Source organism: Neptuniibacter sp. QD48_55 (assembly GCF_047778115.1).
Lineage (GTDB): Bacteria > Pseudomonadota > Gammaproteobacteria > Pseudomonadales > Balneatricaceae > Neptuniibacter.
In genome coordinates this window covers 2651334-2678036 of the sequence record NZ_CP180555.1, presented here as the reverse complement: position 1 = coordinate 2678036, position 26703 = coordinate 2651334, and the positions used below count along the sequence as shown (strand labels likewise).

Sequence of the window (26703 nt, the reverse complement as noted above, 5' to 3'; positions counted from 1 at the left end):
AGTGCGTCAAAAACATAAAAAAAGACGTTAAAGCAGTATATCTATTCTATGCTGAAGTGAGGGCTCTTAAGCTGATAATGGCTAATTAAGGGAGTTTGTTCACTGGCAAGAGTTAAGACAGTGGAATCTGGATGACAGAAGTTTTCAAAGTTAAACAAAGATTAGCTTTTAGGCTGGCCAAATATTCAGTCATTATGGCGTTTGTCATTGGCTTAGTTTTGACGACTGCGCAAGTGTTGGAAGATTTCCATCTGCAAGATAGCCAGTTTGACCAAACTATCCATAAAATCCTCAATGCCAGCAAACCTCCTGCTACCCGTGCTGTTCATACTCTAGACCATACACTCGCTAAAGAAGTTGTTTTTGGTTTGATGCAATATTCGTTTATTGCTGAGGTCAAAATTTCGGATGAATTAGGCGAAGTACTGGCATCACAGGTGGTCCCTGATCCTGTAAAGAAATCATCTACGCTGTGGCTCACGGAAAAAATCTCCAGTGCCCATAAAACCTATACACTTGATCTTCAAGCCCCTGGCTTTGTCGATATTGCACCTGGCAAGCTACAGGTCGTCGTCAATAAAGACCAAGCGTTTCAACCTTTCTTTGAGCGCGCTTTAACCATTTTTATTGCTGGTCTAGTGCGTAATGTACTGCTTGCCATCTGCCTGATTGCGATTTTCCATGCTGTATTAACTAAACCTTTGGCCAGGTTGGCGAGTCAGTTCGCGAGTGTCGACTTAAATGACGACAGGAAGGGGATAAAACTACATGTCCCTGAGGTTCATAAAGATACTGAGTTAGGCTTATTGAATCATGCCGGTAATGAGTTTATCTCTACCGTTCACAACTTAGTGCATGAACTTAAGGAGAGTCATCAAGCTTTATCTAAGAGTGAAGCTCGTCTCGCTCAACTAATCAACCAGGTGCCGCAGTTGATCATGGCGATCAATAAAAGTGGTGATATTCTGTTTGCAAATCGCCAGTTTGCCGAATTCTATGAGATGCCTGTAGAGGAAATCGCTGGCAATGCTTTATTAAAACTCCACCCCTATATCGAAGAGGTTGCCGAGCTAGAATCGATTCGTAGATGTGTTGAAGTACATCAAACTGAAGCAGAAATTAGTGACTTTACTTGGACTCATAAAAGTGGAAAAACCATGCACTTTACTGTGCAGGCCGCTCCGTTTGAGTATTTTTCCGAACCTGTCGTGTTGTTTGCTGCGACAGATATTTCTGAACAGAAGATGGTTCAGGACCATATAAGCCATATGGCAAACCATGACAGTCTGACAGGGCTTCCTAATCGTACTCTGCTCAATGACCGTTTAGAGCTCTCTTTGGCGAATAGTCAGCGTAATGGTAAATGTAATGGTTTGTTATTTATCGATTTGGATCACTTTAAAACGATTAATGACTCTTTAGGGCACAGTGTCGGGGATCAGCTACTGAAAAAGGTAGCGGATATTTTGACTAAACAAGTACGAGCCAGTGATACGGTCGCGCGATTAGGCGGAGATGAGTTTGTCATCCTGCTGCAGTCTTTTGATGGCAACGAAGATGAAGTGACTAAAGACATCGAGCATGTCTGTGAAAAACTGTTAGAGCTGCTGGCTGAGCCTATAGAGGTTAAACAACATCAGCTTCGTATCGGCGCGAGTATAGGTATTGTGCTTTATCCACTTGCTGACAAAGGAATTGATGACCTTATGCGCTTTGCAGATACCGCTATGTATCATGCAAAAGAGAGTGGTCGAAATGGTTATGCTTTTTACCATCACACCATGACGGCAGCTGTGGAAAAGCAGCAAAATATGGAAAATCAGCTGCATTGTGCGTTAGAGAGAGAGGAGTTCCGTGTTCACTTTCAACCTTTGGTGGATGTGAGTGGTGAAGTATTTGGCTTTGAAGCATTGATCCGTTGGCAGCATCCTGAGCGTGGGTTAGTGCCACCAATAGAGTTTATTCCGAGTCTAGAAGTCAGTGGCATGATTGTTCCTGTCAGTAATTGGCTGATAGGGGAATGCTCTAGGCAGATAGTGGAATGGAAAAAGAGTGGTTTTTGGCGAGAAGGTTGGTACTTGTCGATCAATATAAGTCCGTTGCAATTCTATCAAGCTGACATGATTCCAGCGTTGAAAGAGGCGATTACCCAAGCTGGAGCTGATGTTAAAAATATTTGTTTGGAAATAACTGAGACAGTTGCAGTAGAAAATATTGAGTTTGCTGTTAGCCGCTTACAAAAGATTCGAGATTTAGGTATTAAAATCGCCCTAGATGATTTTGGCACGGGTTACTCGTCATTGAGCTATCTAAAGGATCTGCCTATAGATATAGTGAAAATTGATCGCTCCTTTGTTCAGGAGTTGGGTGAAAACAGCAAAAGCCAATGTATTGTCGAAGCTGTGATCAATATCGCTAAGGCTTATAACCTTCGCGTGATTGCAGAAGGCGTAGAAACTAAAGAGCAGCTAATCATGGCGAATAAAGTCGGTTGTCATGTTTTTCAAGGTTTCTATATTGAAAGGCCTCAGCCACCGAAAAGTCTGCGTAGCTCTTATCTGAAAGACTCCATTGAGAGTAAGTATTTTGGTTAGGAACTTTTTAGTTAAATTGCTCTCTATAGAATGATCCTCCTGTTTAGGTTAAAGTGACCCCAAATTGAGATTGGAATATTAAATGCAAACGGCTTACCCCATTAGCAAAAAGAGCAGATTGATAGCAGCGTTTAGCTTGCTGTTTTTTGTGCTGTATTGCTCCGTTGGCGTTTGTACCAATCTATTTGCTAGTTCCTCATCGGATAGCACACCCTCTGTCAGCTTATCGACGAATGCAGCTTTAGTCGGATCTAATCATTCAGATCACAGTATGCATACGGGTATGTCGTCTGATCAGCCTGCTAAAAATGCATCTTTAGCCCATTGTGATGGTCAGCCGAAAAGTTGTGACTGGAGTATCAATCCAGTTGTCGATCCGGTTGCTGATGCCATTCCTGATATGACCTTTTTCTTGCAATACCTGTTATCAGGTGTTGTTGTGCTGTTCAGTATCTTGCTGGTAACAGCATATAAGCTTTCTTACGGCTATTCCTTTGTTAGGGAACGATGTCGTTTCTCCGGTGTGCCGAGGCTGCACCTACAACAGGCTGTTTTCTTAAATTAATTTCCTGACCCTTTTTATATCGGTTACCGCCTATTTCGGTGGTGTTTTGATGTATCAACGGGACAGGATCTATGCGTTTATCCCCATTATTTATCATTAGTCTGCTGACTTTCAGCAGCATTACTCAAGCAGAACTGAGTTTGGATTCTGCTATTCAGAATGCTCTTAGTTCTGATCATTGGAATCAAAGCAGTGTGCATCAGGAGCAGGCACTACGTGCTAAAGCGATCGCGAGTGCTCAATTGCCTGATCCGAAATTAAGGCTTGGGTTGGCAAATTTGCCAACAGATAGTTTTGATTTCCAACAAGAGAACATGACTCAGTTACAGCTAGGTGTCTCACAACAATTTCCTAGGGGTAACAGCTTGGCGTTGTCACAACAGCAGTGGCAGCAAAAAGCGGCAAAAAGCCCGCTACAACGTCAACTGCGTGCTGCTAGTGTGAAACTTAATGTCTCTCAGGCGTGGCTAAAACTGCATCAATCAAAAGCGCAGTTGACACATTTCAAAGCTAAACAGCATATTTTTAATGAACTGGTAGCAGTGAGTCGGGCTAATTACCGCTCGGGTAAAGCCTTACGTCATGAGGTTTTGGATGCTGAAGTAAAACTTACGCAACTGAAAGACCGCATGCTGCAGTTAGAGCAGATGATTCAAGTCCAAAAAGGTTCATTACAGCAGTGGTTGACGGTTGAATCTTTTGATCAATCTATCGCTACGGGGTTTGATCTAGACTTACTTTTTTCAGGCAAGATTACACAGGCAGAGCAAGATCGATCGATCTTACAACATCCTCAGATTCAGATTCTGAAAAAGAACATTGCGATTGAGGATAAAGCGGTTGAGATAGCGGACCAGGCTTATAAACCTGCATTCAAACTCGATGCAAATTATGGTTATCGCGCTGATCATGAAAATGGTCGTGACCGAGCGGATCTGTTTAGTGTCGCTGTGACCATGGATCTGCCGCTGTTCCCTGAAAAGCGTCAAGATCAGCATCATCGTGCTGCAGTACAGCAGCGGGAAGCCAGTAAAGCGATTTACCTACTTAAAGCGCGTGAGTTAAGAGCCGAATTAGCCATAGCTAAAGCTAATCTACAAGGCTATGAACAGCGCTTAGCCATCTACAACCAAGCCTACTTAAAGCAGTTATCAGCCAAACGAAAATCGGCATTGCGTGCATACGCATCAGCGGAGTCTGGTTTTAAAGTTGTATCTATTGCAGCTATGGAAGAACTCGAAGCTCAACAGCAACAGATCCTTCTGCAACATCAGGTAGCAATGGCGACAGCGAAGGTGAATTTCTACTTTGCAGGTGAAGACCCAATAGTGATTAACAACGCTCATCCAGCTCAAGGAGGTATGAACAATGAATAAGGCTGTGCTAACAATAGGAGCTTTATTAATTGGGACTTCGGCCGGCTACTTTCTGTCTCAGAAAAAAGCCGATAACGCTGGCTCCTCAACCGCCGCAAATGATCAGCCTCTGTATTGGGTTGCACCGATGGATCCAAACTATAAACGCGATAAACCAGGTCTCTCTCCTATGGGGATGGATTTAGTACCTGTTTATGAAGAGGATCTAGCGGGTGGTGATTCTCCGGGGACAATCTCAATCTCCCCGGAGGTTGAAAACAATCTTTCTGTACGCACAGAAGCGGTTTTGTTTAGTCCGTTGCAAGCGCAATTAAAAACCGTGGGTTATGTCGGGGTTGATCAGGAGAGAGTGACCGATATCCATTCACGTATTTCTGGTTGGGTTGAGCAAGTTAAGGTCAGCGTCAAAGGTGAATATGTTGAAAAAGGATCGCTATTGTATGAGGTGTATTCCCCTGAATTGGTGAATGCTCAGGAAGAGTATTTAGCAGCCTTACGCAGCGGTAATCGTTTTTTACGTAATGCCAGTGAAAGTAAATTGGTCGCGCTGGGCGTATCTAAGACTGTGCTCTCAACTTTAAATAAACAGCGGCAGCCTCTCCAAAAGTTACCTGTTTATGCGCCCGTATCAGGGTATATCGATCAGATCTCGTTGCGTAGAGGTACCTATATTAAGCCCAATAGCCGTTTATTGACGATCGCGCCTTTAGATCAGGTTTGGGTGACCGCAGAACTATATGAACGTCAAGGCAGCGCCGTACAGAAGGGCGATGTGGCCGAAATGACCTTAGCGTTTATGCCAGGGAAAATCTGGCGCGGCCAGGTTGACTATGTTTACCCGACGGTTAATCAAAAAACACGAACGTTGAATGTCCGTTTACGTTTCGATAACTCTGACCTGCTACTTAAACCGGATATGTTTGCTCAGATCACTATTCAGTCGGCACCGACCAAACCTATGCTGAATGTGTCAGATACAGCCGTCATCAAAACCGGCGATCAAGATCGTATTGTTCTGGCTTTGGGAGAGGGTAAATATAAATCGGTTGAAGTTAAAACCGGTCCAAGTATGGCTGGACGCACCGCAATTATTCAGGGTTTATTTCCAGAGGATAAAGTCGTTACATCGGCTCAGTTTATGCTCGATTCCGAGTCCAGTATCAGTTCTGATTTCTTACGCCTGACACCACCGGCCATGGGGCTGATTGATGAAGTGTGGGTTGGCGCAACAGTTGAAGAGATCAATCTTGAATCACGCCTCTTAACGATCAGACATGAAGCGATTCGAGAGTGGAAGCAGGATGCTATGTTGATGCAGGTTAAAGCTGATGAATCCTTAGATTTAGAAGCTTTACGTAATGCTGGCTCGTTACAAATCCGTTTACGCGGTGCCAATATGAGCGACTTGCAGCTAACGGATTTTATATTGCCGCGTCCTAAAGCCCCAGAAAGTATCCCAGGGGGGAAACTATGATCAAAGGGATAATTTATTGGTCGATACATAACCGTTTTTTTGTTCTGCTGACGACGGTTATTTTAATTGGTTGGGGGGCTTATGCAGTCAAAAATACGCCGATCGATGCGATTCCTGACCTCTCCGATGTTCAGGTCATTATTAAAACGAGTTATTCCGGTCAAGCACCACAAGTGGTGGAAGATCAGGTCACTTATCCACTGACGACGGCGATGTTGTCGGTACCGGGCGCAAAAACAGTTCGTGGCTTCTCTTTCTTTGGGGATTCATACGTTTATGTGATTTTTGACGAAGGCACCGATCTCTATTGGGCGCGTAGCCGAGTATTAGAGTATCTCAGCCAAGTTAGCTCATCTTTACCTGATAGTGCCAAACCGCAGCTTGGACCTGATGCTACAGGGGTGGGCTGGGTCTACCTCTATGCATTGGTCGATCGCACGGGACAGCATGATTTAGCTCAGCTGCGCAGTATTCAGGATTGGTTTTTAAAGTATGAGTTGCAGACTGTGTCCGGGGTCTCAGAAGTCGCTCCTATCGGTGGCATGGTCAAGCAATATCAAGTCAAAGTAGATCCGGAAAAACTACGCGCTTTCGATGTACCGCTATCGCATATCAATCTGGCGATTAAACTCGCAAACCAAGAGAGCGGTGCTTCGGTCATCGAAATGGCCGAAGCCGAATATATGGTCAGAGCGAGTGGCTATTTAGATGGTTTAGACGCGATTAAGAATATTCCGCTGGGTGCGACACCTCAAGGCACGCCGCTATTACTGCAAGACCTCGCTGATGTGACAATCGGGCCTCAGATGCGTCGTGGCATTGCTGAACTTGATGGTGAAGGCGAAGTTGTAGGTGGTGTGGTTGTTATGCGCTTTGGCGAAAACGCGCAGGCAACGATTGAGGGAGTCAAAGCTAAGTTAGAAGAGCTCAAACGTAGCCTACCTGAAGGTGTAGAAGTCGTCACAGTGTATGACCGCTCAGGCCTGATTGATCGAGCAGTGGATAACTTATTTGAGAAACTCGTAGAAGAGTTTGTCGTAGTTATTATTGTTTGTGCACTGTTTCTATTCCATTTCCGCTCCTCGTTGGTGGTGATTATCAGTCTGCCTATTGGGATTTTGGCGGCGTTTATCGTCATGTATTACCAAGGGATCAATGCCAACATTATGTCTTTGGGTGGGATCGCCATAGCCATCGGGGCCATGGTGGATGGTGCCATTGTGCTCATCGAGAATGTGCATAAACACATTGAGCGTCGACCGCTAACAGATGAAAATCGCTGGCAGGTTATCGCAGAGGCGTCTGCAGAGGTTGGGCCTGCACTCTTTTTCAGTCTGTTGATCATTACCATGAGCTTTATCCCTGTGTTTGCTTTGGAAGCACAAGAGGGGCGAATGTTCTCGCCTTTGGCTTATACCAAAACTTACGCAATGGCCGCCGCAGCGGGGTTTGCAATTACCTTAGTACCAGTGCTGATGGGGTACTGTATCCGCGGTAATGTACTTCCAGAAAGTAAGAACCCAGTGAATCGTATTCTCCAAGCGATCTACGTGCCGGTGATTCGTTTAGTCCTAAATTGGCCTAAGTTCACCGTTGTACTGGCGTTAACGGTTACAGTGATTGGTTTTTGGCCTGTGAATAAAATAGGTAGCGAATTTATACCTCCTCTTGATGAAGGCGATCTGATGTATATGCCTACCACTTACCCAGGAATATCAATTGGTAAGGCGCGAGAGCTGCTGCAGCAAACGGATAAGCTGATCCGCACTGTGCCTGAAGTTGAGCGTGTATTTGGCAAAATTGGACGTGCGGAAACTGCGACAGACCCAGCGCCGCTTACCATGATCGAAACTTTTATCACATTGAAACCACGAGATCAGTGGCGTGAGGGGATGACCACCGAAAAGCTTACCAAAGAGTTGGATAAGATCGTCAAATTGCCGGGACTGACCAATGCTTGGGTAATGCCGATTAAAACGCGTATCGATATGCTGGCGACAGGGATTAAAACTCCAGTCGGTTTAAAGGTCGCCGGGCCTGACCTTAAAGTAATTGAAGATATAGGTAAGCAACTAGAACAGGTGCTGGTGGATGTTGAGGGCACCTCATCGGTGTATTCCGAGCGTGTTGCGGGTGGTCGTTACGTTAAGGTCGATATCCAACGTCAAAAAGCAGCGCGATATGGTCTTAATATTGCCGATATTCAGTTAGTGATTACCAGCGCTATTGGCGGCAAAAATGTTGGCGAGACCGTTGAGGGCTTAGAGCGTTATCCGATCAATGTGCGTTATCCACAAGCTTACCGAGATTCGGTGGAACAACTGCGTTTGTTACCACTGGTCACACCGACAGGCGCACGTATCGCTTTGGCGGATGTTGCTGATATTTCGATAGAGGCAGGGCCTCCAGGGATTAAAAGTGAAAATGCTCGGCCTAATGGTTGGACTTATGTCGATATTGAAGGACGAGACTTAGGCTCTTATGTCGCTGATGCGCAAAAGATCGTGGCTGAGCAAGTCCAGTTGCCATCTGGTTATTCGATTAACTGGTCGGGGCAGTATGAATATCTACTCCGTGCGAAAGAGCGTCTGACTTATGTGATCCCTCTGACCTTAGCCATCATTGTGGTTCTCCTTTACCTTAGCTTTCGCCGATTTGCGGAAGTGGCAATGATTTTAGGGACACTACCATTGGCGCTGATAGGCGGGGTTTGGATGCTTTATCTAAACCAGTTCAACTTCTCTGTTGCCGTTGGCGTAGGCTTTATCGCTTTGGCGGGTGTAGCGGTCGAGATAGGTGTGATATTGCTGGTCTATCTCAACCAAGCCTATGAAGAAAAGTGTCGAGAGATGCCAGAAGGCCTCACTCTTCAAGCTTTGCAGGAAGCTATCATTGAAGGCGCTGGTAAGCGAGTCAGACCTATTTTGATGACGGTTGCTACGGTGATCGCAGGCTTGTTACCGATTATGTATGGAGAAGGAACTGGTGCTGAAATTATGCAAAGAATCGCGGCGCCGATGGTTGGCGGAATGGCCAGCGCTTTAGTGTTAACGCTGATTCTGTTACCGGCTGTTTATTATCTGTGGCGAAAGCACGGGTTAAAACACTAGAAAAGGCAGTTAAGGAATCTTGAGAAAATCGTTCACACATCCATATTGTGTGTTCGATTTTTTTGGGTGGGTAAAGATTGGTCTATCAAATCTGTTTAGACAACTTTGAATAACTGATCGAAGTTTGCCAGTTTTAATATCCGCAGTGCGGTCTCAGAAGGACGAACTAACGTCACTTTTCCGTTGATGTTTTCCACATGCTCTTTGGCAATTAGGAGCATACCTAAAGCTGAGCTATCGATAAATTTGGTGGATGACAAATTGATAGCGATATTGGTTCTAGGTGTTTTGATATCTCTGTATGCATCTCTAAACGCTTTGTGAATGGAGTAATCGAATCGTTCACCAATGGAGATAGTGAGTTCTTGGTTATCCTGATTTAAATGGGTCTGGATCATCTGCTCGCTCCGACTTCAGCTTTTACAGAAAGCGATTTATTGAATGGTTGTACAATATTTAATCATGTTGAAAAATTTCTGCTCCGACTCAAGTCAATAAACTCAACATAAATCGATCAGGATGTAGTCATTCGGGTGGGTTTACCGTCTTGAGATGAGAATAAGGTGATTGTCAAAGAGCTTAAGCTCGTTATTCCAAAACTTCTTCCAGCTTCGGAGTTTCTAAGATAAATAGAAGAGTGGAATTAACCAGAGAGTTTGCTTCCTGCTTGGTGAAGAGTCTCTCGATTATGATTCTGGAGGTTATCTAGTTCACCAATACAGAAGCATGACTTGCCTTTAGCTTTGGCCTCCAGCATTAACATATCCGCTGCTTTTAGCAGATCATCCCGGCTTTCACTATTGTGGCGCGATACCGCAATACCAATACTCACACCTAGTTGGCATTGTGTGCCTTTTAACGATAATGGGTGTTTTAGGTTATCGATAATCCGGTTGGCAATCTCTTCCAGTTGATTCTGGTTTTGCGGGTTATGGATCATCAAGACAAACTCATCCCCGCCAATTCTTGCTAAGGTGTCATTTTGGCGTAGCATTTGACTAAGACGGTGACTCACAAGCATCAATGCCTCATCGCCGGCTTCATGGCCTAAGTCATCATTGATCGGTTTAAAGTTATCCAAATCGAGATAGAAGAGTGCCAGTGAGGTTTTCTCTTTACGCGCTTGAAGAAGAGATCGCTCCAATTCTTGAATAAAGTGACGGCGATTATATAAACCGGTGAGAGGGTCATGCTCCGCCATGTGCCTGATTTTGTTTTCAGCGTTAGTACGTTTTAACTGCGAGCGAGTATAAAGGTAGGTACCTACGCCTGTGACCAGCGCCAACAGAGCACTGATGATGATCATCAAGTTAAGTCGTTCTAAACTCTTTTGCGCAACAAGTTGTTTGTCTATAAAAGTGATCAGTAACCATTGCGGCCAATCGCCTGCATTCTGCTCGAACTGTTCAATACGTTGATCTTGGCTTAGTAAGACTCGGTGGAAAACATAGTAACCGTTCTTCTGTTCTAACGAGCCAATATGCTTATCTGAGAGTGCTTGCCAAAGTTCAGGATTTAGAACTGGCAAAGGGGAGGGCTGATTATCTTCGTACATAAATGCCCACAGCTTTTCTTTTGATTCCCCATGTAACCAGTAGCCATCCTGGTTGAGCATCATGATCTTTCCTTGACTCAAGCTTTGAGCATCATCGAGATGCTGGATTAGATGGCTGGCATTGAGGTTAATAACGATTAACCCCATGAGATTTTGCAGCGGGTCTTTGACTGGTGTCGCGATACGCGTAATAGGTTTGTGTGGTATCTCGATTTCACCGTGTTCAATATTTAGATCTAATGGTGAAATATAAACTTTACCGTGATCGAGTTTGCCTGTTTCTGGGACGTAATAGCGGTTTATCTTATTTTGCAGATCTTGTTCAGGAACAATCTCAGTACGCTGTTGGCCTTTGTTTATCCGAACTTGTTCACGACCTTTTTCATCAATAAAACGAATCTGGTCGTAGCTATGTTTGATATCAACAATGTTTCTAAACTCTAACTGGACTTCAGTAACTGCGTTTTCATTCCCAGATAGATGTCTCACAAAGTCTGGTTGTGAAGCTAGGGTGCGCGTGTCTAACACAGCTTCTGCGATACGATAGCTGAGGGCTTTATCGATGAGAATGAGCTGTTCGGCTTCGTTTTTAATGATCTTATCTTTTAGGTCTTCTGACTGTGTTTGAAATACATTGATTAGAAATAGCAGTAGCAGAGAAACCCCAAACAGGTAGGAAGTTGTATAGCGAATCTCGATTCTATTTAAGAAGCTAGTAAAGGCAGTTGCGTGTGGATAGAACACGTAGATATAGACCGCTATTGAACTAATCGATGCGAAAGCTAGGGATTTAAAATCAAACAGCAGAATGTTGTTTAAATGTTCTAGACTGATAATGGATTGCAGTAGGGTCAGAGATAGCTCGATTCCAAAAACGCTGAGGCCTACTTGAAGAAACAACCACTCTCGAACTTTTTCAGAAGGTTGAATCTGACGGTAATAAGCGAAGATAAATCTAAGAATGATTAACGAAACAAGCGCAAGAATAGATGCATTGGCGGCTGCTTCGAACCAGTAATATTCGGTATTTAGGTTTAATGACGAGATAAGTTTAGATGTAATGCTCTCGGTTATTAGCAATGCAAAAAATAAAATGATAACCGGCATCATCGTATTGGTTTCTCGGAAATTTGGGATAAGTTGTACAAAAAAGAACGGCAGATATTATCAAAAGGTCTGATTAAAAACTACACAGTTAAATGAGTAGTTTTGAATCCTCTTTTGACCCCTATCATGCTCGTCTTTTGGGGTTGTTGTTAGACTTTATATGGGCACTGTCAAACAGTGTGGTTTTGTTTCATTTTGAGAGAGAAAATGTCCGTTGATTAAACTGGAAAGCAGTCGTTTAATTTGGATCTCCATCTGTATTATCTTCCTGTGCCCTGCGGCGGTCGCTGTGGTTGCGTTGTCTTATGAAGGGGCAATTCCTAAGATTACCGAAGTAGAAATTCTGGATGTTGCTGGGGAGCTTTTACTATTAGTCCTTGTTCAATTTTGGATTGTCACGATCGCCTATGCGGGCCTGAGATTTAGGACTTATATCTATTTACTGTGTGGTTTCGGCATCATCACTATGGCTAATACTGCTGACTTACTCGATGAGTTTATTTTCGATCATGTTGGTACGTTAAAGTTAATTGAGAATGCGGCTTACCCTATAGGTATGATGCTAGCGACAATTGGCTTGTTTAAATTGAGTCAGGACTACAGGGACTTACTCCAACAGGTTCATAAAGATCGCGATGACTGGCGTAGTAAGGCCAATCATGATCAATTAACGGGTCTTCTAAACAGGCGTTACTTTTTTGAAATGATGCCTAAGGTTATGGATACTTCTTGGGATAATGACTGTGATCCAGTTCCTGCGTTGCTGATGTTAGATATCGACTTCTTTAAATCAGTAAATGATAAGTTTGGTCATGATAAAGGTGACCTGTTGCTGGCAGCAGTTGGTAAATCTATCAGCCAATTTTGTCGGCATGATGATGCGGGCTTTCGCTTAGGCGGAGAAGAGTTTGGTGTACTGCTAACAGGCGCAGATGAGGATCGAGTATTAGAAGCGGCTCAACGTTTAAGACAACGTTTAAACAGTATCCATATCAAAACAGAGCAGGGCGAACTGGTTTCGCGTACTGTGAGTATTGGTGTGAGTTTTTTGCACACTACAGATTCACTCGATAGCTGGATGAAGAAGGCTGATAGTGCCTTATATCAAGCAAAAGAGCAGGGACGAAATCGAGTGGTGATCGCCTAACTCTTTGATGGTTATCTTTGACGATAAGCGCTTACAAACGTTGTAAGCGCTTTTGTAATAACTCTCCAAATAACTTCGTTGCTGGCCCTGCATAATCTCCTTCCGCGTAGATCATATTTAGCTGAACACTTTTCTTAGCACCGGCATTCAGAGGAAGCGGTTTGAGTAGCCCTTGTTCTAGTTCCTTTTCGATTTTAAGGCTTGGGTACCAAGCATAGCCTAAGCCACGGCAGGCAGCGGCGATTGAGGTGGTAAAGTTGCTTAGGGTGAGGCGCTGTTCAGCGCCAAGCCAACCTGAATCTACATCTCGGCTACCCGAATCTCTAATCACTAACTGACGATGCAGACGTAAGTCTTTGTGATCTAAAGAGCGGTTAAGTTGATGAAGAGGATGCTCTGGGGTCGCTACAGCTATAAAGCTGATATCTAAAATAGGGTCGCCCATAAACCCTGGAGGTATACGTGATCCAATTACTATATCAGCTTCTTTTCTGAGTAAGGCTTCATCGGTGCCACTTAATACCGTTTCGATAAACTCGATTCGGGTTAGGGGACTCTGTTGTGTAAATTCAGCAATCACATCTAGCATGAGCCATTCTGGAAACAGGGCATCCATCGCGATACGAATATCCGGCTCCCAGCCTTCTGAAAACTGTTTAGCTAAGTTTTCCATCTGCTGCGCTTCTTCTACTAAAACCCGAGCTCTGCGATAGAGGGTTTTTCCAGCGGCAGTCAAAACCGCTTTACGACCTTCGACTTTAAAGGCTTGTACGCTCAGGGTGCTCTCTAGCTTTTGAATCGCGTAGCTGATGGAGGATTGGCTTTTGTTCATCGCTTCAGCTGCGGTTGCGTAGCCGCCATTTTCGACCACCGCGATGAGGCTTTGCCATTGTTCCAGAGTAACTTGAGGCATTATTTATCTAATTTTTCGATTAAATTGAGCGAATTATAGCTATTTTTAATCACTTAATTAAATAAGAGAATGTTTCCATCAGTTACAGAGACAGATCTGTAAGAACGAAAGAACAGATTTTTAAGGTGAATTCGATGGCTAAATTACTACATATTAAATCCAGCATTTTTGGTAACGGCGGTAAATCAAGTCAGTTGGCTGATAACTTTATTGAGCAGTGGTTAGAGAAGCATCCACAAGGCCAAGTGATTGTTCGTGATCTGGTTGCCGAAGATGTTCCGCATCTTGATGCGGCTGTTATGACGGCATTATCGACACCGGCTGATGAGCGCAGTGCGGAACAGCAAGCGATTGTTGCTCGCTCAGATCTCTTTATTACAGAGTTAAAAGCTGCAGATGAGATTGTGATGGGCGTACCAATGTATAACTTTGGCGTACCGACTCAGATGAAAGCTTATTTCGATTTGATTGCCCGTGCAGGAGTGACATTTAAATATACCGAGCAGGGACCGGTTGGTTTGATTGCAAGTAAACCCGTTTACCTATTGGCTACACGTGGTGGTCTATATCGTGATCAGGGCCATGACTTTCAGATCCCTTTTGTGCAGCAGTTCCTTAACTTTATCGGCCTAAGTGAGAGTGAGGTTATTTATGCTGAAGGGCTAAGCATGGGTGATTTGGCCGAAAGTTCTTTAGCCAAAGCTAACCAGCAGATTGCTGCTATCCATTAATTAAGGAGATACACAATGGGCTTGTTGATTGATGGACAGTGGCATGACCAGTGGTATGACACTAAGAGCAATAAAGGTGAATTTGTTCGTAACGAATCACAGTTTCGTAACTGGGTAACTAAAGACGGTAGCGCTGGGCCTAGTGGTAAAGCAGGCTTTAAAGCTGAAGCAGGTCGTTATCATCTTTATGTCTCTCTGGCTTGTCCATGGGCGCATCGCACACTAATTATGCGTGAGTTAAAGGGGCTGACGGATTATATCTCGGTTGATGTTGTACACCCGCTCATGTTTGAACATGGTTGGACGTTTGCGAGTGATTTTGCGGCGAGCGCGGGTGATAGCTTATTCGGTCATGATTATTTACATCAGGTGTATACCCAAGCGGAGCCAAACTATAGCGGGCGAGTCACTGTTCCAGTTTTATGGGATAAGCAGACCAATACCATTGTGAATAACGAGTCGTCCGAAATTATTCGTATGCTTAACAGTGCTTTTGATGATATTGGCGCAAAGGAAGGTGATTTTTATCCTGAAGTCCTTAGCGGTCAGATTGATGAGGCCAATAAGTGGGTCTACGACAAAGTCAATAATGGCGTTTACCGAGCAGGTTTTGCTACCTCGCAAACGGCTTATGATGCTGCCGTAGTGGAGTTATTCACAGCCTTGGATCAGTTGGATGAGCGTCTATCACAACAGCGCTTTTTAGTGGGTAACCAATTTACTGAAGCTGATCTGCGTTTATTCACAACCTTGGTCCGTTTTGATCCTGTGTATGTGACGCACTTTAAATGTGATCTACGTCGAATTGTCGATTATCCAGCGTTATCAGGCTATCTACGTGAGATTTACCAGATGGCTAATATCGCGGAAACGGTAGATATGGATCACATCAGGCACCACTACTACCGCAGCCATCGTACTATTAATCCGACGGGTGTGATTTCAGTGGGTCCAGAATTTGATTTAAATGCACCACATGGTCGGGAGGCATTATGAGTAAGTTAGACAATCTGCGCAGTATTAAACGCATAATCCCAGCAAAAGACAGTATGGATGGTGCTGGGGTTAAACTGAAGCGCAGCATAGGTAGAAGTGAAGCTACTCGTATTGATCCTTTTCTGATGTTGGATGCGTTTTCATCTGATAATCCAGATGATTATCTGGCTGGGTTTCCAGCTCACCCCCACCGTGGTTTTGAAACTGTGACCTATATGTTGGATGGGCACATGATCCATCGTGATCATATGGGCAATGAAGGGGATCTAAGAGCGGGTGGTGTGCAATGGATGAAAGCAGGCAGAGGGGTGATCCATGAGGAACGGCCTCAGCGGGTAGACGGTGTGATGCGTGGTTTTCAGTTGTGGATAAACCTTCCCGCTGCAGAAAAGATGCAACCGGCCTCTTATCAAAATATTGAACCTGAAGAGGTGCCACAATTAATCGGTGAAGGTTATGAATTGAAAGTTGTGGCAGGTGAAATAAATTTGGAAGGCCAAGCATTAAAAGGGCCTGTTCAAAATAGTGCTACAGAACCAATGTATTGTGACCTGCTGCTTAAAGCTGGAAAGGAGATCGAGTTGGCTCTGCCAGAGTTCCATAACGCTGCGATCTACCTTTTTGAAGGCGAAGCTGAGGTCGCTGGGGAGCTAATTGATCAACACCAAGTAGCTGAGCTTTCTGAAGGTAAAGGCGTTGTTATCAAAGCACAAAGTGATAGCCGTATGTTGATCTTGGCAGGCAAGCCTATTCGCGAACCTGTGGTCCAGTATGGTCCTTTTGTAATGAATACAATGGCTGAGATTGAGCAAGCGTTGACGGATTACCGCGAAAACCGTTTGGTTTGACTATGGTTTTTTTTACTGGGAAGCACAGGTTTTGTTTAGATTATTCGAGGGGATATAGGGCCGCATTAACGGCGGATTATCGGTGAATATTCCATCAACTCCCCAGTCAAAAAGCACCGCAGCTTGAGTGGGGTCGTTACAGGTATAGCAATAGAGCTCGTACCCTGCTTGTTTGATCACTTGCACATCACTTTGTGTGATTAGGTTAGCATCACAATGTAGGCTAACTGCATCTAGCATCTCGGCTTTCAGCTGCCATAGTTCTGGTAGGTGGTCATAAAGCAGGCCTATCTGAGCTTGAGGGTCTAGCGCCTTATAAGCGCTCAACAGGTCAAAGTTGTAACAACTGATAATCAACTTCTCGGGGGCCTGCCAATAGACGCTGATCTGCTCAAAGACTCTTTCTGCAACGATATCTGGCTCTAAATCGAAAGGTTTTATCTCCAGATTCAGGCCCAGTTGCAGTTCTTGGCAAAGCCTTAATGCATCCGAAAGGTGTGGCATAGGTTCATCTACCCATTCTGGGTGGAACCAACTGCCAGCATCCAGTAGAGGAAGGGCATCTAAGCTTATAGCACTTAATGGTCCTTGCTGATTGGTACAGCGATCTAGATGCTCATCATGAAATAAAACAGGCGTAGAATCACCGAGCAGAGTGGTGTCGAGTTCAACCCAAGTAACACCGCATTCAGCAGCCATCTGAATACCTGCTAAAGTATTCTCGGGAGCTAAATGCGCAGCCCCCCTATGGCCAATGATACGGCTGGCGATCATGGAATCTGCATTCCTCTCTGGACGAATTCAATATGGCCCATCCGTTCCATCCAAGCTTTCACAAACGGAAATTTGTCAGGATCTACATGTTGCCACTCATAACGCATAGCCCATGGGTAGATGGCGAAATCTGCAATTGAAAGCTCTTCCCCAATCACAAACTGTTTATTTGATAACTGCGTATCGAGAGTTTGCCATAAGCGCTGGGCTTCGTTGTTGTAGCGTTGTTTGGCATAGTCTGAAGCATCAGGTGCAAAGCGATTAAAATGATGTGCTTGCCCTAAGAACGGACCAAAACCACCCATCTGCCACATTAACCATTGTAGGCACTCTAGGCGGGCTTGTGGGTCTGAGGGGATAAATTCACCGGCTTTTTCAGCCAAGTAAATTAAAATTGCGCCGCTTTCAAATAGTTGGACGGTTTCGCCGTTTGGACCTTCATCGTCGACTAGAGCAGGAATTTTGCTATTTGGACTAATCGCTTTAAACGCAGGTTCAAATTGTTCTTTCTCGAAAATATTAACTGGATGGACTCGATAGGGAAGACGAAGAGCTTCCAACATGATGGATATCTTTCGCCCGTTTGGTGTTCCCCAAGTGTATAAATCGATCATCGCAGTGCCTTACAGGTTGATAAAGTGGTGGTAAATACCGATCAGCTCTTGCTCTGTAAATGTAACAATAACTAACTGCTGACCTGGTTTAATTAAATTGGGGTTCTCACCTAAGATTCCTTTTTGATAGTTGTAGATATAGGTTTGATCTACTTTGGCTTTTAATACTTGGCCTAAAAAGGAACTACGTTTATCACCTAAAGCTTCATCTGCGTCTTTAGGAATCTCTACTGATACTTTCTCCCCCAGTCCCGGTAAAGAAAGTCCTTCAGTAAAGGTCCGCATGAGGCCGTGTTGGATGATCCCCCATAAGCCTTCATCATCCCCCTCATTAACGGCATGAATAAAGTAGACTTTCTGTGCAGAGTTATCTGGATCATCTAATAACTCCAGCAGCTTGATCTGTTGAGTTGCGACCAAGGCTGTATCTGCGATAGTGGCGTTAGTTTTTTTATCGCTTTTACCGGTTTTAATTACGCTCAGATGACTGCTCACGGCAAAGGTTTCACCTTGGGCTTCTGCTTCACTGCCTTGAGAACTACCGGTTTCTGCCAGAATCTCTGCCTGCGTTGAAGTTTTTACAGGGGGAAGTTTAAGAAGTTGCTCTGCCGTTACAAAATTACTCGCTTGCTCTATTTTAATCGGGCTTTCCTGCCCCGAAGTTAGACGATCAATATGTTGGCGGGCTTCCTGTTGTGTCGAGGCAGAAGCTTGAATATCGGTCGTTTCAACTTGATCTGTCGTAGGTTCTTTCTGTGTAAACAGATATCCAGCTACGCCAATACAAACAATCACTAATACTAAAATGATACGCTGCATAATTTGATCCTAATTAGCTTTGGGTCTCCCACTAATGTAGCGGTTCGCTCGTGATAAGAAAATAGGGTAATCCCTTTGTTTGTATTCTATATATCCATCAACTTTACCAAGGTGCACGTTGTTGTTGGCGGCTATTTATTGTCAGTGAAGCTAGAGAAATTATTGAATATTTGTTATCTTTGTTAATCGAATTGATACTGATTATTGTTTAGATTTCTGGAATATATGCTTTGCTAAATTGTAGTTTGAATGTTGTCAGCGGTAGTAGCTTAGAGTTGTTGGATTTAGTTGAGCAGCAAAGATTTGGTGTGGAATATCAGCCCTTAATAGATGCACATACGGGGGATATTCTGGGGTATGAGGCGTTAGCGCGCTTTTATCATGCAGATGGACGAGCAATTCCGCCTTTAGATGTTTTTCAGGTTTTACACGACAGTCCTCTTATGTTGGCGCAAGTTGAGTTGCAATTAAAGCGTCTACAGATGCGTTATCGTCCCGAGGGTGTGGCGCTATTCTTGAATCTTGATCCACATGCCTTTTCTGTATGCACTGATGGAGATGGTTCGGGCCAAAATGCGATGGTGAATTTGCTTAAAGGTAATACTGATCTGGTTATAGAGTTGATCGAAAATACCGACGTAAATGATGCCAAAATCAGTAATGATGTGTCTGAATTGATGCGCAAGCAAGGGATTGCTATTGCACTAGATGATGTAGGTGCACCAGGCAGTATGATTGCGATGAACATCCTGAGTGAAGTGGATTATATCAAGTTTGACCGAAGTTGGTTGCGTGATGATCTGACTGAAAATATGCAGTTGTTGATTAAAAGTGTCATCGGTTTTGCACGTGTCAGTGGTAAAAAAACTGTATTGGAAGGGGTTGAGTCAGCTGAAGATTTAGCAACAGCAATCAAGCTGGGTATTGATTATGTACAAGGTTTTTTCTATCAAGAGCTCTTTATTCAAAAGCGATGTTTTGACTGATTTTTCCAAAAATAGGCTACCCTTAAAACTGTAATTTTAACTTATTGATTTTTATATGATTGAAAAGATTGATGAAGTTTTAGGTTTCTGGTTCGGTCAAATAGAAGATGGCTTTACTGTATGTGATCGTTCGGAACTATGGTGGGCAGGATCACCAGAAAATGATCGTTTGATCACTGAGTTGTTTGGGCATCAGGTTCGTCAGGCTTTACGAGGTGAACTGGATGCTTGGGCGGAAACACCACGTGGGCGATTAGCACTGATTCTATTGTTAGATCAATTTACCCGTACAATCTATCGAGGCTCTGCAGACGCTTTTGCCGGCGACAGTCAGGCTTTGCAGCTTTGCCTAAGTGGACGTACTCAAGGGCATGATCAAGCATTAGAGTTTGTCGAACGCACCTTTTTCTATATGCCATTAGAGCATGCTGAAAACCTTCAAATGCAACAGTTGTGTGTCAGTAGTTTTGAGCAGATGTTGTTAGAAGTGGCAGGTGAAAAGAAACTACAAGTAGAAAACTGGTTGGATTTTGCTTGCCAGCATCATGCGCAAATAGAGCGATTTGGCCGCTTTCCACACCGTAATGAAGTACTTGGGCGTAGCTCCACGCCAGAAGAGTTGGCTTACTTATTACAAAGCCATAGTCGCTGGGGACAATAAGGTTTAAGTAAACAAAGAACTAACGCCTTAATTACAAAGATAAATAGAAGAGTCTTTTTAGAACAGTGTGTCTTGTTGGCGATTCTGTTCTTGCCATGGTGTGAATAAACAACAGCCGGGAAGGGCTGCTTCAAGCTTCTCCACAAAGAAAGCGGCAAGTTGCGGCGCTTCGGCATTATCTGGTGTGTGGAAAAAGAAATATGGTGTTTTGCCTTGTTTCATCCAAGTGATCGCTTTACTAATCCATGGATCAAGGTAAGGGGTTCCCCATTGCCAATCTAAAGGTGTGATAAAGCGAATCATAGGGGATTGCCCAGTTGAAATAGCATGCACAGGGAGTTGAGGTTTGTGCTCTTTAGCTTTGAGGCTAACCGTATCCTCTGCAGGATGTGCAAACAGGGAACGGGTATCAAAACTAATGCGATTACAGTTTTGAGAAACCAACAGCTGGTTGAGCTGTTGCTCGGCATCTCCTTTTTGGAAAAACTCGGGATGACGAATTTCTACCGAATACTGCCAATCGGTGGGTAGTGATTTTAGGTAGTTTTCCAGATTGTTTAGAGAATCAGGCCCAAAGGCTGCAGGTAGCTGGATACAGAGTAAGCCCAGTTTCTCTTGTAGAGGAGTGAGCCGCTCGAAAAACTGCAGTGTTTCTTTTTGGCAGTGGGTGAGTTGTCTATGATGGCTTATCTCTTGAGGGAACTTAAAGCAAAAACGAAAATGCTCTGAGGACTCTTTATACCATTGTTCGACGGTACTTTGTTTAGGTAAACCGTAAAACGTTGAGTTTCCTTCTACACTACTAAAATGGCGTGCATAAGCCTGTAGTACATGAACATGGCTGCTTCGTTCTAAGCAGTTATCTTGCCATGCAGCATGTTGCCATTGGGTTAAGCCTATATAGCAACGAGGCGAAGAAATTAATGAGGTTGAAGGTATCTGCACGTTTTTTATGGGTATGTAATGTACTTTGTTTCAAGAGAGTGTAGATTGTACTCTCAGATCATTAGTAATGCGTAGTTTAAAGAGAGAGATCTAATGGATTTTGCATCACTGTTGGGAATCATTTCGGGCCTAGCGTTAATTATCTCTGCCATCGTCATGGGGGGAAGTGCAGATGTATTTGTGAATGTCCCAGGCATGATGATTGTTGCTGGCGGTACTATCGCTGCTACTTTGCTGACGGTGCAATTTAAGGATGTGCTTAACTCTTTTAAAGGTGCATTTATCGTTTTTACTCAGGATAAAACAAATCCACAGGAGATGATTGATACGATGCTAGAGTTAAGTCGTATTAGCCACCGCCATGGTTTGTTAAAGCTGGGTGATGTCGAGAGCTCGTCTCCTGTTTTGAAACGAGCATGTATGCTCTTGGCCGAGGCTGCTTCAGAACAAGTTATTCGAAATACAATTCAAAACGAAATCGACTCCCTAGTATCTCGTCATCATGCTACACAAGATGTATTTAAAAAAATGGCAGCGTACTCGCCTGCTTTTGGTATGTTGGGAACTCTTATTGGTTTAATCCAAATGCTGAGCGTTTTGGATAATCCTGAAGCGATTGGCCCTTCTATGGCTGTAGCACTATTAACAACTTTTTACGGCTCTTTATTAGCAACCATGGTGTTCCTTCCTATTGCTGGGAAGCTTAAGTCCAGAACCTTACTCGAGGTGACTAACCTAGAAATTATTCGAGAAGGGTGCATTAGCATACTAACTAATGATCATTATATGCACGTATACGAACAGCTCTCGTCCTATATTCCTGCTGCTAAGCGAAAAAAAGTAGCGATTGGAAAGAAAAAGTAGTCGGGAGATCTAAATGAACTCTAAGAAAACACTGGTAGAGGAAGAAGAGGGCGCAAGCTGGATCTACACATTTGCTGATCTGATGACATTGCTCTTGGTGTTTTTTGTGTTGTTATTTTCTCTATCGAGTGTCGAAGCTGAGCGTTTTGAAAAAACAATTAGATCGCTGAATGATGCCTTTCAGGGGGATGATGGTGCTAATAGCATTATCGATCTGCCTCATAATGCTCCAGTTAAAACTGAGATACCTGAGGAGATTGAAGAATCCCTCCCTGCGACAGACATTGCCGAGAAAGAAGCTGAAAAGCCAAATGAGAATGAAGCTGAATCCCAAAACGTCGCGATTGATTCGGAGTTGACCAAATTAACTCACGAAATTAATCAGCAATTTCAAATAGCTGCGGCTACTGATGCGGTTGAAGTCGGAACGCCTAAAGATGGCAAAGTGACCATTAAAATTAAAGGGGATGTACTATTTCCGTCAGGCTCTGCTGAATTTAATACAGAGATGATGACGGTTTTGGATTCAGTGGTTCTTACATTAAAGAAAAACCCTGATCTGAAGCTGAGCATTAATGGTCATACCGATAATATTCCTATCCAAACCCCGCGATTCCCTTCAAACTGGGATCTGTCTGCTATACGTGCAACCAATGTGCTCCGATATATGGTGCGGGGTGGTTTAGAGGTGGATCGAGTTACGGCAACGGGATATGGTGACTCGGTGCCTGTGTCGTCTAATTCTACTTTACGAGGGCGAGCAGAAAACCGCCGTTTAGAATTTGTGCTTGAGAAAAGGGCAGCACAGTGAAGATCGATATAGAAATAGAACTTTCTGAAGACGAAAATCGCCGCCAAGCTTTTCGAGCTGCTTCAAGTGGTCAGGTTAAAATGACGATTGGCGAGACGACGGTTGAGCTTTTAGATATTTCTTCAACAGGCGTTGCTTTTAAGACAGATCAAACCTTTTCGGGTTATTTAGAAGATGTCGCTATTCTTTTCAAAACGCATAAAAAATACCGCTTAAAACCGCGCTTAAAGGTTTCATTCTGCGGGAAAGGGCGTTGTGGAGCTGAATTTGAAGGTTTGTCAGATAAAGCTCATATGGCTCTATCTGAGTTAGTTGTAAGCTTGCAAAAAGAGCTTATACGCCGAGAACGGGCTTTGAGAGAAGCGGCTGAAGATGGCGCTTAAGTGCGGCTTTCTATCTATTTGAAAATAATCTGAAAAAAGGCTTGTGGTTTAGGGTAAGCATCTATAATATACGCGCCACGTTGATGCGGGGTGGAGCAGCTTGGTAGCTCGTCGGGCTCATAACCCGAAGGTCGTTGGTTCAAATCCAGCCCCCGCTACCAAATTCAGATTAAACCGATTTAGCTAATCCTAAGTCGGTTTTTTCGTTTCTGGGGTATGGTAATTTGAGTGGATCTGCTTGTTAGCTCGTCGGGCTCAGCTCTTGTAACCTCGGGCGAAGGTCGTTAGTCCCAATCCAGCCCCCGCTACCAAATTCAGATTAAGCCGATTTAGTTAATTCTAAGTCGGTTTTTTCGTTTCTGGCGTATGGTAATTTGAGTGGATCTGCTTGTTAGCTCGTCTGGCTCAGCTCTTGTAACCCCGGGCGAAGGTCGTTGATCGCAATCCAGCCCCCCGCTACCAAATTTAGATTAAGCCGATTTAGTTAATTCTAAGTTGGCTTTTTCGTTTCTGGGGTATGGTAATTGTGTGGAGCAGCTTGTTAGCTCGTCGGGCTCAGCTCTTGTAACTCTAGGCGAAGGTTGTTGGTCGCAATCCAGCCCGCTACCAAATTCAGATTAGGCCGATTTAGTTAATTCTATGTCGGTTTTTTCGTTTCTGGGGTATGGTAATTTGAGTGGAGCCGCTTGTTAGCTCGTGGGCTCAGCTCTTGTAACCCCGGGCGAAGTTCGTTGGTACCAATCCAGCCCCCGCTACCAAATTCAGATTAAACCGATTTAGTTAATTCTAAGTCGGTTTTTTCGTTTCTGGGGTATAGTAATTGTGTGGAGCGGCTTGGTAGCTAGTCGGGCTCAGCTCTTGTAACCCCGGGCGAAGGTCGTTGGTCCCAATCCAGCTCCCGCTACCAAATTCAGGTTAAGCCGATTTAGTTAATTCTAAGTCGGCTTTTTCGTTTCTAGGCTCCCTTATTTTCAGTCGACCCAGAAAGTTTCAGTTCTCACGGCCCCTCTTGTCGTAGAGCGATACAAATATCAGATGTGGTCTTTACCCCGGTTGCATAATCCGTATGCTTATTTTGTTCGTATGCATTTGGAAAGGAATCCGGAGGAAAGCTATGAATTGGGCTGTATCTTCAATCATCATGTTTCTGTTTTGCTCGCTGCTTTTTATCAGGCCAGCCTCAGCAGAAGTTGTTGAAGCTGAACAAGGTCAGGCATGTCCCGATCTGCTTAACTACCGCTTTAAACGACTAGGTCAAGATCAATACGAAAACCTATGCGAAGCATATTCTGGAAAGCTCATACTCGTCGTTAATACCGCCAGTAAATGTGCTTTTACGCCTCAGTATGATGGTCTTGAGAAGCTCTATCGAAAATATAATTCCTCGGGTTTTGTCGTACTTGGTTTTCCGTCTAATGATTTTGCCGGTCAAGAGCCTGGTACTGAAAAACAGATCCTTAATTTTTGCCGCTTAACCTACAGCGTTGAGTTTCCTATGTTTGAGAAAGTTCACGCTATTAAGGGTAAGGCTCACCCTTTTTATCAGCACTTAGCAAGTTTGGCAGATGGGCAGTACCCCGGATGGAATTTCCATAAATACCTTATCTCCCCAGAAGGCGAATTAATCGCTAATTTCAAAAGCTTCACTAGGCCTTCAGATAAAGGCTTGGTTAATCTCATTGAGGCGAATTTACCTAATGGATGAGTTGTTTGATCAAAATACAAAAGCGGTTCCTACCTCAAGGATCTCACGACTAAGTAAGTTAGGGGTTCTAGCAAGCAAAGTTGCCGGAAATATGCTGGTGGATGGTGGTAAAGAGCTTATGCAAGGCAAATCACCAGCAATAAGAGATCTCCTTATCTCCGAGAAAAACTTAAAACAGCTAGCAGATAAGCTGGCCACTATGCGTGGTGCTGCTATGAAGGCTGGGCAATTGCTTTCGATGGATGCAGGAAGTTTAGTTCCGCCTGATATGGCTGTATTGCTAGAGCGATTAAGAGCCGATGCGGTCACTATGCCAGCTGTTCAGTTATTAGATGTACTGGAAAAAAATTGGGGGGATGAGTGGCAGGATCAATTCCAGCGTTTTAGTTTTAAGCCTATTGCAGCCGCTTCGATCGGACAAGTCCATAAAGGCTTAACGCTCGATAACAGGGAGCTCGCGATAAAAATCCAATATCCTGGTGTCAGAGAGAGTATCGATAGTGATTTAGATAATGTTTTCGGACTATTACGTTTCAGCGGCTTGATTCCCAAGGACTTAGATCTAACCCCACTGGTTGATGAAGCTCGGAGACAATTAAAGCTTGAAGCGGATTATCGCCATGAAGGCCAGCAACTACGAAATTACGCTGCGAACATGGCTACTTTCTCTCGGCGAGAAGAGTTGATGTTCCCTGTATATCATGAGGATCTTTCGACCGATCAAATCCTATGTATGAGTTATATGCAGGGACAGTCCATAGATAAATTAGCTTACGCTTCTCAAGAAGAGCGGAATCGCGTGATGTCTTTGATGATGGAGTTGTTTTTTGCTGAATTTCTAGACTATCGCTGTGTGCAAACAGATCCTAATTTAGCTAATTTTCTCTATAACCTAGAGAGCAAGCAGTTAGTGCTTTTAGACTTTGGGGCCACGCGTGAGTTTGAACCTTTTTTTGTTGATAACTATCAAAAAGCATTGCACGCAGCTACTGTCGAAGATCGAACAGCATTGGCCTCAGCATTAGATAAGCTAGGTTTTTTTGCTCAGGGTAAGGAAGTAAAAAATCTCGATGTCGTTTTGGATGTCTTTATTCTTGCGACTGAGCCTTTGAGGTTTAAAGGAAACTATGATTTTTCAGGTTCGCAATTGGCGGAAAAAATTAGAGATAAAGGTCTTTCGATTAGTAGCGATCCTGATGCATGGCACTCACCACCACCGGATATACTTTTCCTTCATCGAAAAATAGCTGGGTTGTATCTCATGGCGACGCGTTTTAATGCTTCAATTGATATGAATCGATTAGTTTCTCGATATTGGTGAGCATTGATCATTGCAGCGTTTTTTAAAACGCCATGCTGCGAAGCGTGTGTATATAAACTCTAATAAGGGCTCTAATTTTAGGGCCCTTATTAAACTAGCAATTCTTTTATAACGCGTAAGGTTTTCCCAAATTAAGAGGAAGCTTGCGACACCTGTGATGGTTGTACCATCTCTATTGATACTATGAAGCCTCTCCATCGCTGCGTTTAGTTCTATATTGTGATCAGATAAGCGCTCTGGATTTAAATTGATATCCACCCATTCAATAGAACTATCAGTATCTACTCGTTGGTAATGATGAATCTCTTTTTTACATAGAGGGCAACCACCGTCGAAAAATACGATCGGTTTAGCTTTTGATTCTTGCAACATAGTGTTTATTCACAACTGGTTTATTAATCTGT

The 26703-nt window shown here is 43.8% G+C and carries 24 protein-coding genes and 1 tRNA gene; 17 read left to right on the top strand and 8 right to left on the bottom strand.

The genetic code is table 11. From position 1 onward, the window contains the following. Window positions 1–131 precede the first annotated feature (131 nt). From ACMXYW_RS12425 to ACMXYW_RS12405, 5 genes are all read left to right on the top strand, one after another. Complete coding sequence (locus ACMXYW_RS12425) at window positions 132–2594, top strand: putative bifunctional diguanylate cyclase/phosphodiesterase (protein ID WP_415898962.1); 2463 nt, start codon at window positions 132–134, stop codon at window positions 2592–2594. 82 nt (window positions 2595–2676) lie between these two features. After that, window positions 2677–3159, top strand: coding sequence for a hypothetical protein (locus tag ACMXYW_RS12420; RefSeq protein WP_415888976.1), 483 nt, complete (start codon window positions 2677–2679; stop codon window positions 3157–3159). Window positions 3160–3230: 71 nt separating this feature from the next. Further along, window positions 3231–4535: a TolC family protein gene (locus ACMXYW_RS12415; RefSeq protein ID WP_415898961.1), complete on the top strand. Its 1305-nt coding sequence runs from the start codon at window positions 3231–3233 to the stop codon at window positions 4533–4535. After that, window positions 4528–6009 (top strand): efflux RND transporter periplasmic adaptor subunit, encoded by a 1482-nt coding sequence (locus tag ACMXYW_RS12410; RefSeq protein ID WP_415898960.1) that lies wholly within the window; start codon window positions 4528–4530, stop codon window positions 6007–6009. Before ACMXYW_RS12415 ends, ACMXYW_RS12410 begins: the two co-directional genes overlap by 8 nt. After that, window positions 6006–9119, top strand: a complete 3114-nt coding sequence (locus ACMXYW_RS12405; protein ID WP_415904256.1) for an efflux RND transporter permease subunit — start codon at window positions 6006–6008, stop codon at window positions 9117–9119. Before ACMXYW_RS12410 ends, ACMXYW_RS12405 begins: the two co-directional genes overlap by 4 nt. 95 nt (window positions 9120–9214) lie before the next feature. Here ACMXYW_RS12405 and ACMXYW_RS12400 read toward each other — a convergent pair whose 3' ends face one another. Together ACMXYW_RS12400 and ACMXYW_RS12395 are read right to left on the bottom strand one after the other, a co-directional pair. Then, the gene (locus ACMXYW_RS12400) at window positions 9215–9517 is read right to left on the bottom strand and encodes an STAS domain-containing protein (RefSeq protein WP_415898958.1); all 303 of its coding nucleotides are present in this window, start codon (window positions 9515–9517) and stop codon (window positions 9215–9217) included. 245 nt (window positions 9518–9762) lie between these two features. Beyond that, on the bottom strand, window positions 9763–11784 hold the full coding sequence (locus ACMXYW_RS12395) for a diguanylate cyclase domain-containing protein (protein ID WP_415898957.1): 2022 nt from the start codon (window positions 11782–11784) through the stop codon (window positions 9763–9765). Between the two features lie 211 nt (window positions 11785–11995). Here ACMXYW_RS12395 and ACMXYW_RS12390 point away from each other — a divergent pair, with 211 nt between their 5' ends. Next, window positions 11996–12928 (top strand): GGDEF domain-containing protein, encoded by a 933-nt coding sequence (locus ACMXYW_RS12390; protein ID WP_415898956.1) that lies wholly within the window; start codon window positions 11996–11998, stop codon window positions 12926–12928. Between the two features lie 31 nt (window positions 12929–12959). Here the strand turns inward: ACMXYW_RS12390 and ACMXYW_RS12385 are convergent, their stop codons facing one another. Then, on the bottom strand, window positions 12960–13841 hold the full coding sequence (locus ACMXYW_RS12385) for a LysR family transcriptional regulator (protein ID WP_415898955.1): 882 nt from the start codon (window positions 13839–13841) through the stop codon (window positions 12960–12962). A gap of 134 nt (window positions 13842–13975) precedes the next feature. Here ACMXYW_RS12385 and ACMXYW_RS12380 point away from each other — a divergent pair, with 134 nt between their 5' ends. The 3 genes from ACMXYW_RS12380 to ACMXYW_RS12370 are packed head-to-tail and all read left to right on the top strand — an operon-like array spanning window position 13976 to window position 16416. Beyond that, window positions 13976–14572 carry an FMN-dependent NADH-azoreductase gene (locus ACMXYW_RS12380; protein ID WP_415898954.1) on the top strand — a complete coding sequence of 199 codons (597 nt, stop codon included), beginning with the start codon at window positions 13976–13978 and terminating at the stop codon, window positions 14570–14572. A 15-nt stretch (window positions 14573–14587) separates the two neighbouring features. Beyond that, window positions 14588–15568, top strand: a complete 981-nt coding sequence (locus ACMXYW_RS12375; protein ID WP_415904255.1) for a glutathione S-transferase family protein — start codon at window positions 14588–14590, stop codon at window positions 15566–15568. Further along, window positions 15565–16416, top strand: coding sequence for a pirin family protein (locus ACMXYW_RS12370; RefSeq protein ID WP_415898952.1), 852 nt, complete (start codon window positions 15565–15567; stop codon window positions 16414–16416). The genes ACMXYW_RS12375 and ACMXYW_RS12370 overlap by 4 nt, the downstream gene beginning before the upstream one ends. 12 nt (window positions 16417–16428) lie before the next feature. Here ACMXYW_RS12370 and ACMXYW_RS12365 read toward each other — a convergent pair whose 3' ends face one another. From ACMXYW_RS12365 to ACMXYW_RS12355, 3 genes are read right to left on the bottom strand one after another with little or no spacing between them, the layout of a single operon-like run. Then, entirely contained in the window at window positions 16429–17190 is a 762-nt protein-coding gene (locus ACMXYW_RS12365; RefSeq protein ID WP_415898951.1) for a glycerophosphoryl diester phosphodiesterase, read from the bottom strand. Further along, window positions 17187–17804, bottom strand: a complete 618-nt coding sequence (locus ACMXYW_RS12360) for a glutathione S-transferase family protein (RefSeq protein WP_415885479.1) — start codon at window positions 17802–17804, stop codon at window positions 17187–17189. The genes ACMXYW_RS12365 and ACMXYW_RS12360 overlap by 4 nt, the downstream gene beginning before the upstream one ends. A gap of 9 nt (window positions 17805–17813) precedes the next feature. Further along, a complete protein-coding gene (locus ACMXYW_RS12355) occupies window positions 17814–18623 on the bottom strand; it encodes a hypothetical protein (protein WP_415904254.1) in 810 nt (269 codons plus the stop codon). 230 nt (window positions 18624–18853) lie between these two features. Between ACMXYW_RS12355 and ACMXYW_RS12350 the strand changes: the two genes are divergently transcribed. Continuing rightward, entirely contained in the window at window positions 18854–19609 is a 756-nt protein-coding gene (locus ACMXYW_RS12350; protein WP_415898948.1) for an EAL domain-containing protein, read from the top strand. A gap of 55 nt (window positions 19610–19664) precedes the next feature. Next, window positions 19665–20270, top strand: coding sequence for a DUF924 family protein (locus ACMXYW_RS12345; RefSeq protein WP_415898947.1), 606 nt, complete (start codon window positions 19665–19667; stop codon window positions 20268–20270). 57 nt (window positions 20271–20327) lie between these two features. Here the strand turns inward: ACMXYW_RS12345 and ACMXYW_RS12340 are convergent, their stop codons facing one another. Beyond that, window positions 20328–21215 carry a DUF72 domain-containing protein gene (locus ACMXYW_RS12340; RefSeq protein WP_415904253.1) on the bottom strand — a complete coding sequence of 296 codons (888 nt, stop codon included), beginning with the start codon at window positions 21213–21215 and terminating at the stop codon, window positions 20328–20330. A gap of 93 nt (window positions 21216–21308) precedes the next feature. Here ACMXYW_RS12340 and ACMXYW_RS12335 point away from each other — a divergent pair, with 93 nt between their 5' ends. From ACMXYW_RS12335 to ACMXYW_RS12310, 6 genes are all read left to right on the top strand, one after another. Next, window positions 21309–22079 (top strand): motility protein A, encoded by a 771-nt coding sequence (locus ACMXYW_RS12335; protein WP_415885474.1) that lies wholly within the window; start codon window positions 21309–21311, stop codon window positions 22077–22079. Between the two features lie 13 nt (window positions 22080–22092). Further along, window positions 22093–22890 carry a flagellar motor protein MotB gene (locus ACMXYW_RS12330; RefSeq protein WP_415904252.1) on the top strand — a complete coding sequence of 266 codons (798 nt, stop codon included), beginning with the start codon at window positions 22093–22095 and terminating at the stop codon, window positions 22888–22890. Further along, window positions 22887–23273, top strand: a complete 387-nt coding sequence (locus tag ACMXYW_RS12325; protein WP_415904251.1) for a PilZ domain-containing protein — start codon at window positions 22887–22889, stop codon at window positions 23271–23273. Before ACMXYW_RS12330 ends, ACMXYW_RS12325 begins: the two co-directional genes overlap by 4 nt. Before the next feature lie 84 nt (window positions 23274–23357). Continuing rightward, window positions 23358–23434 (top strand) — tRNA-Met (locus tag ACMXYW_RS12320). Between the two features lie 953 nt (window positions 23435–24387). Continuing rightward, entirely contained in the window at window positions 24388–24978 is a 591-nt protein-coding gene (locus ACMXYW_RS12315; RefSeq protein WP_415898943.1) for a glutathione peroxidase, read from the top strand. Continuing rightward, window positions 24971–26299, top strand: a complete 1329-nt coding sequence (locus ACMXYW_RS12310) for an ABC1 kinase family protein (protein ID WP_415904250.1) — start codon at window positions 24971–24973, stop codon at window positions 26297–26299. The genes ACMXYW_RS12315 and ACMXYW_RS12310 overlap by 8 nt, the downstream gene beginning before the upstream one ends. Here the strand turns inward: ACMXYW_RS12310 and ACMXYW_RS12305 are convergent. Beyond that, window positions 26279–26671 (bottom strand): thiol-disulfide oxidoreductase DCC family protein, encoded by a 393-nt coding sequence (locus tag ACMXYW_RS12305; protein WP_415904249.1) that lies wholly within the window; start codon window positions 26669–26671, stop codon window positions 26279–26281. The two genes, ACMXYW_RS12310 and ACMXYW_RS12305, sit on opposite strands and share 21 nt — an antisense overlap. Window positions 26672–26703 lie beyond the last annotated feature (32 nt).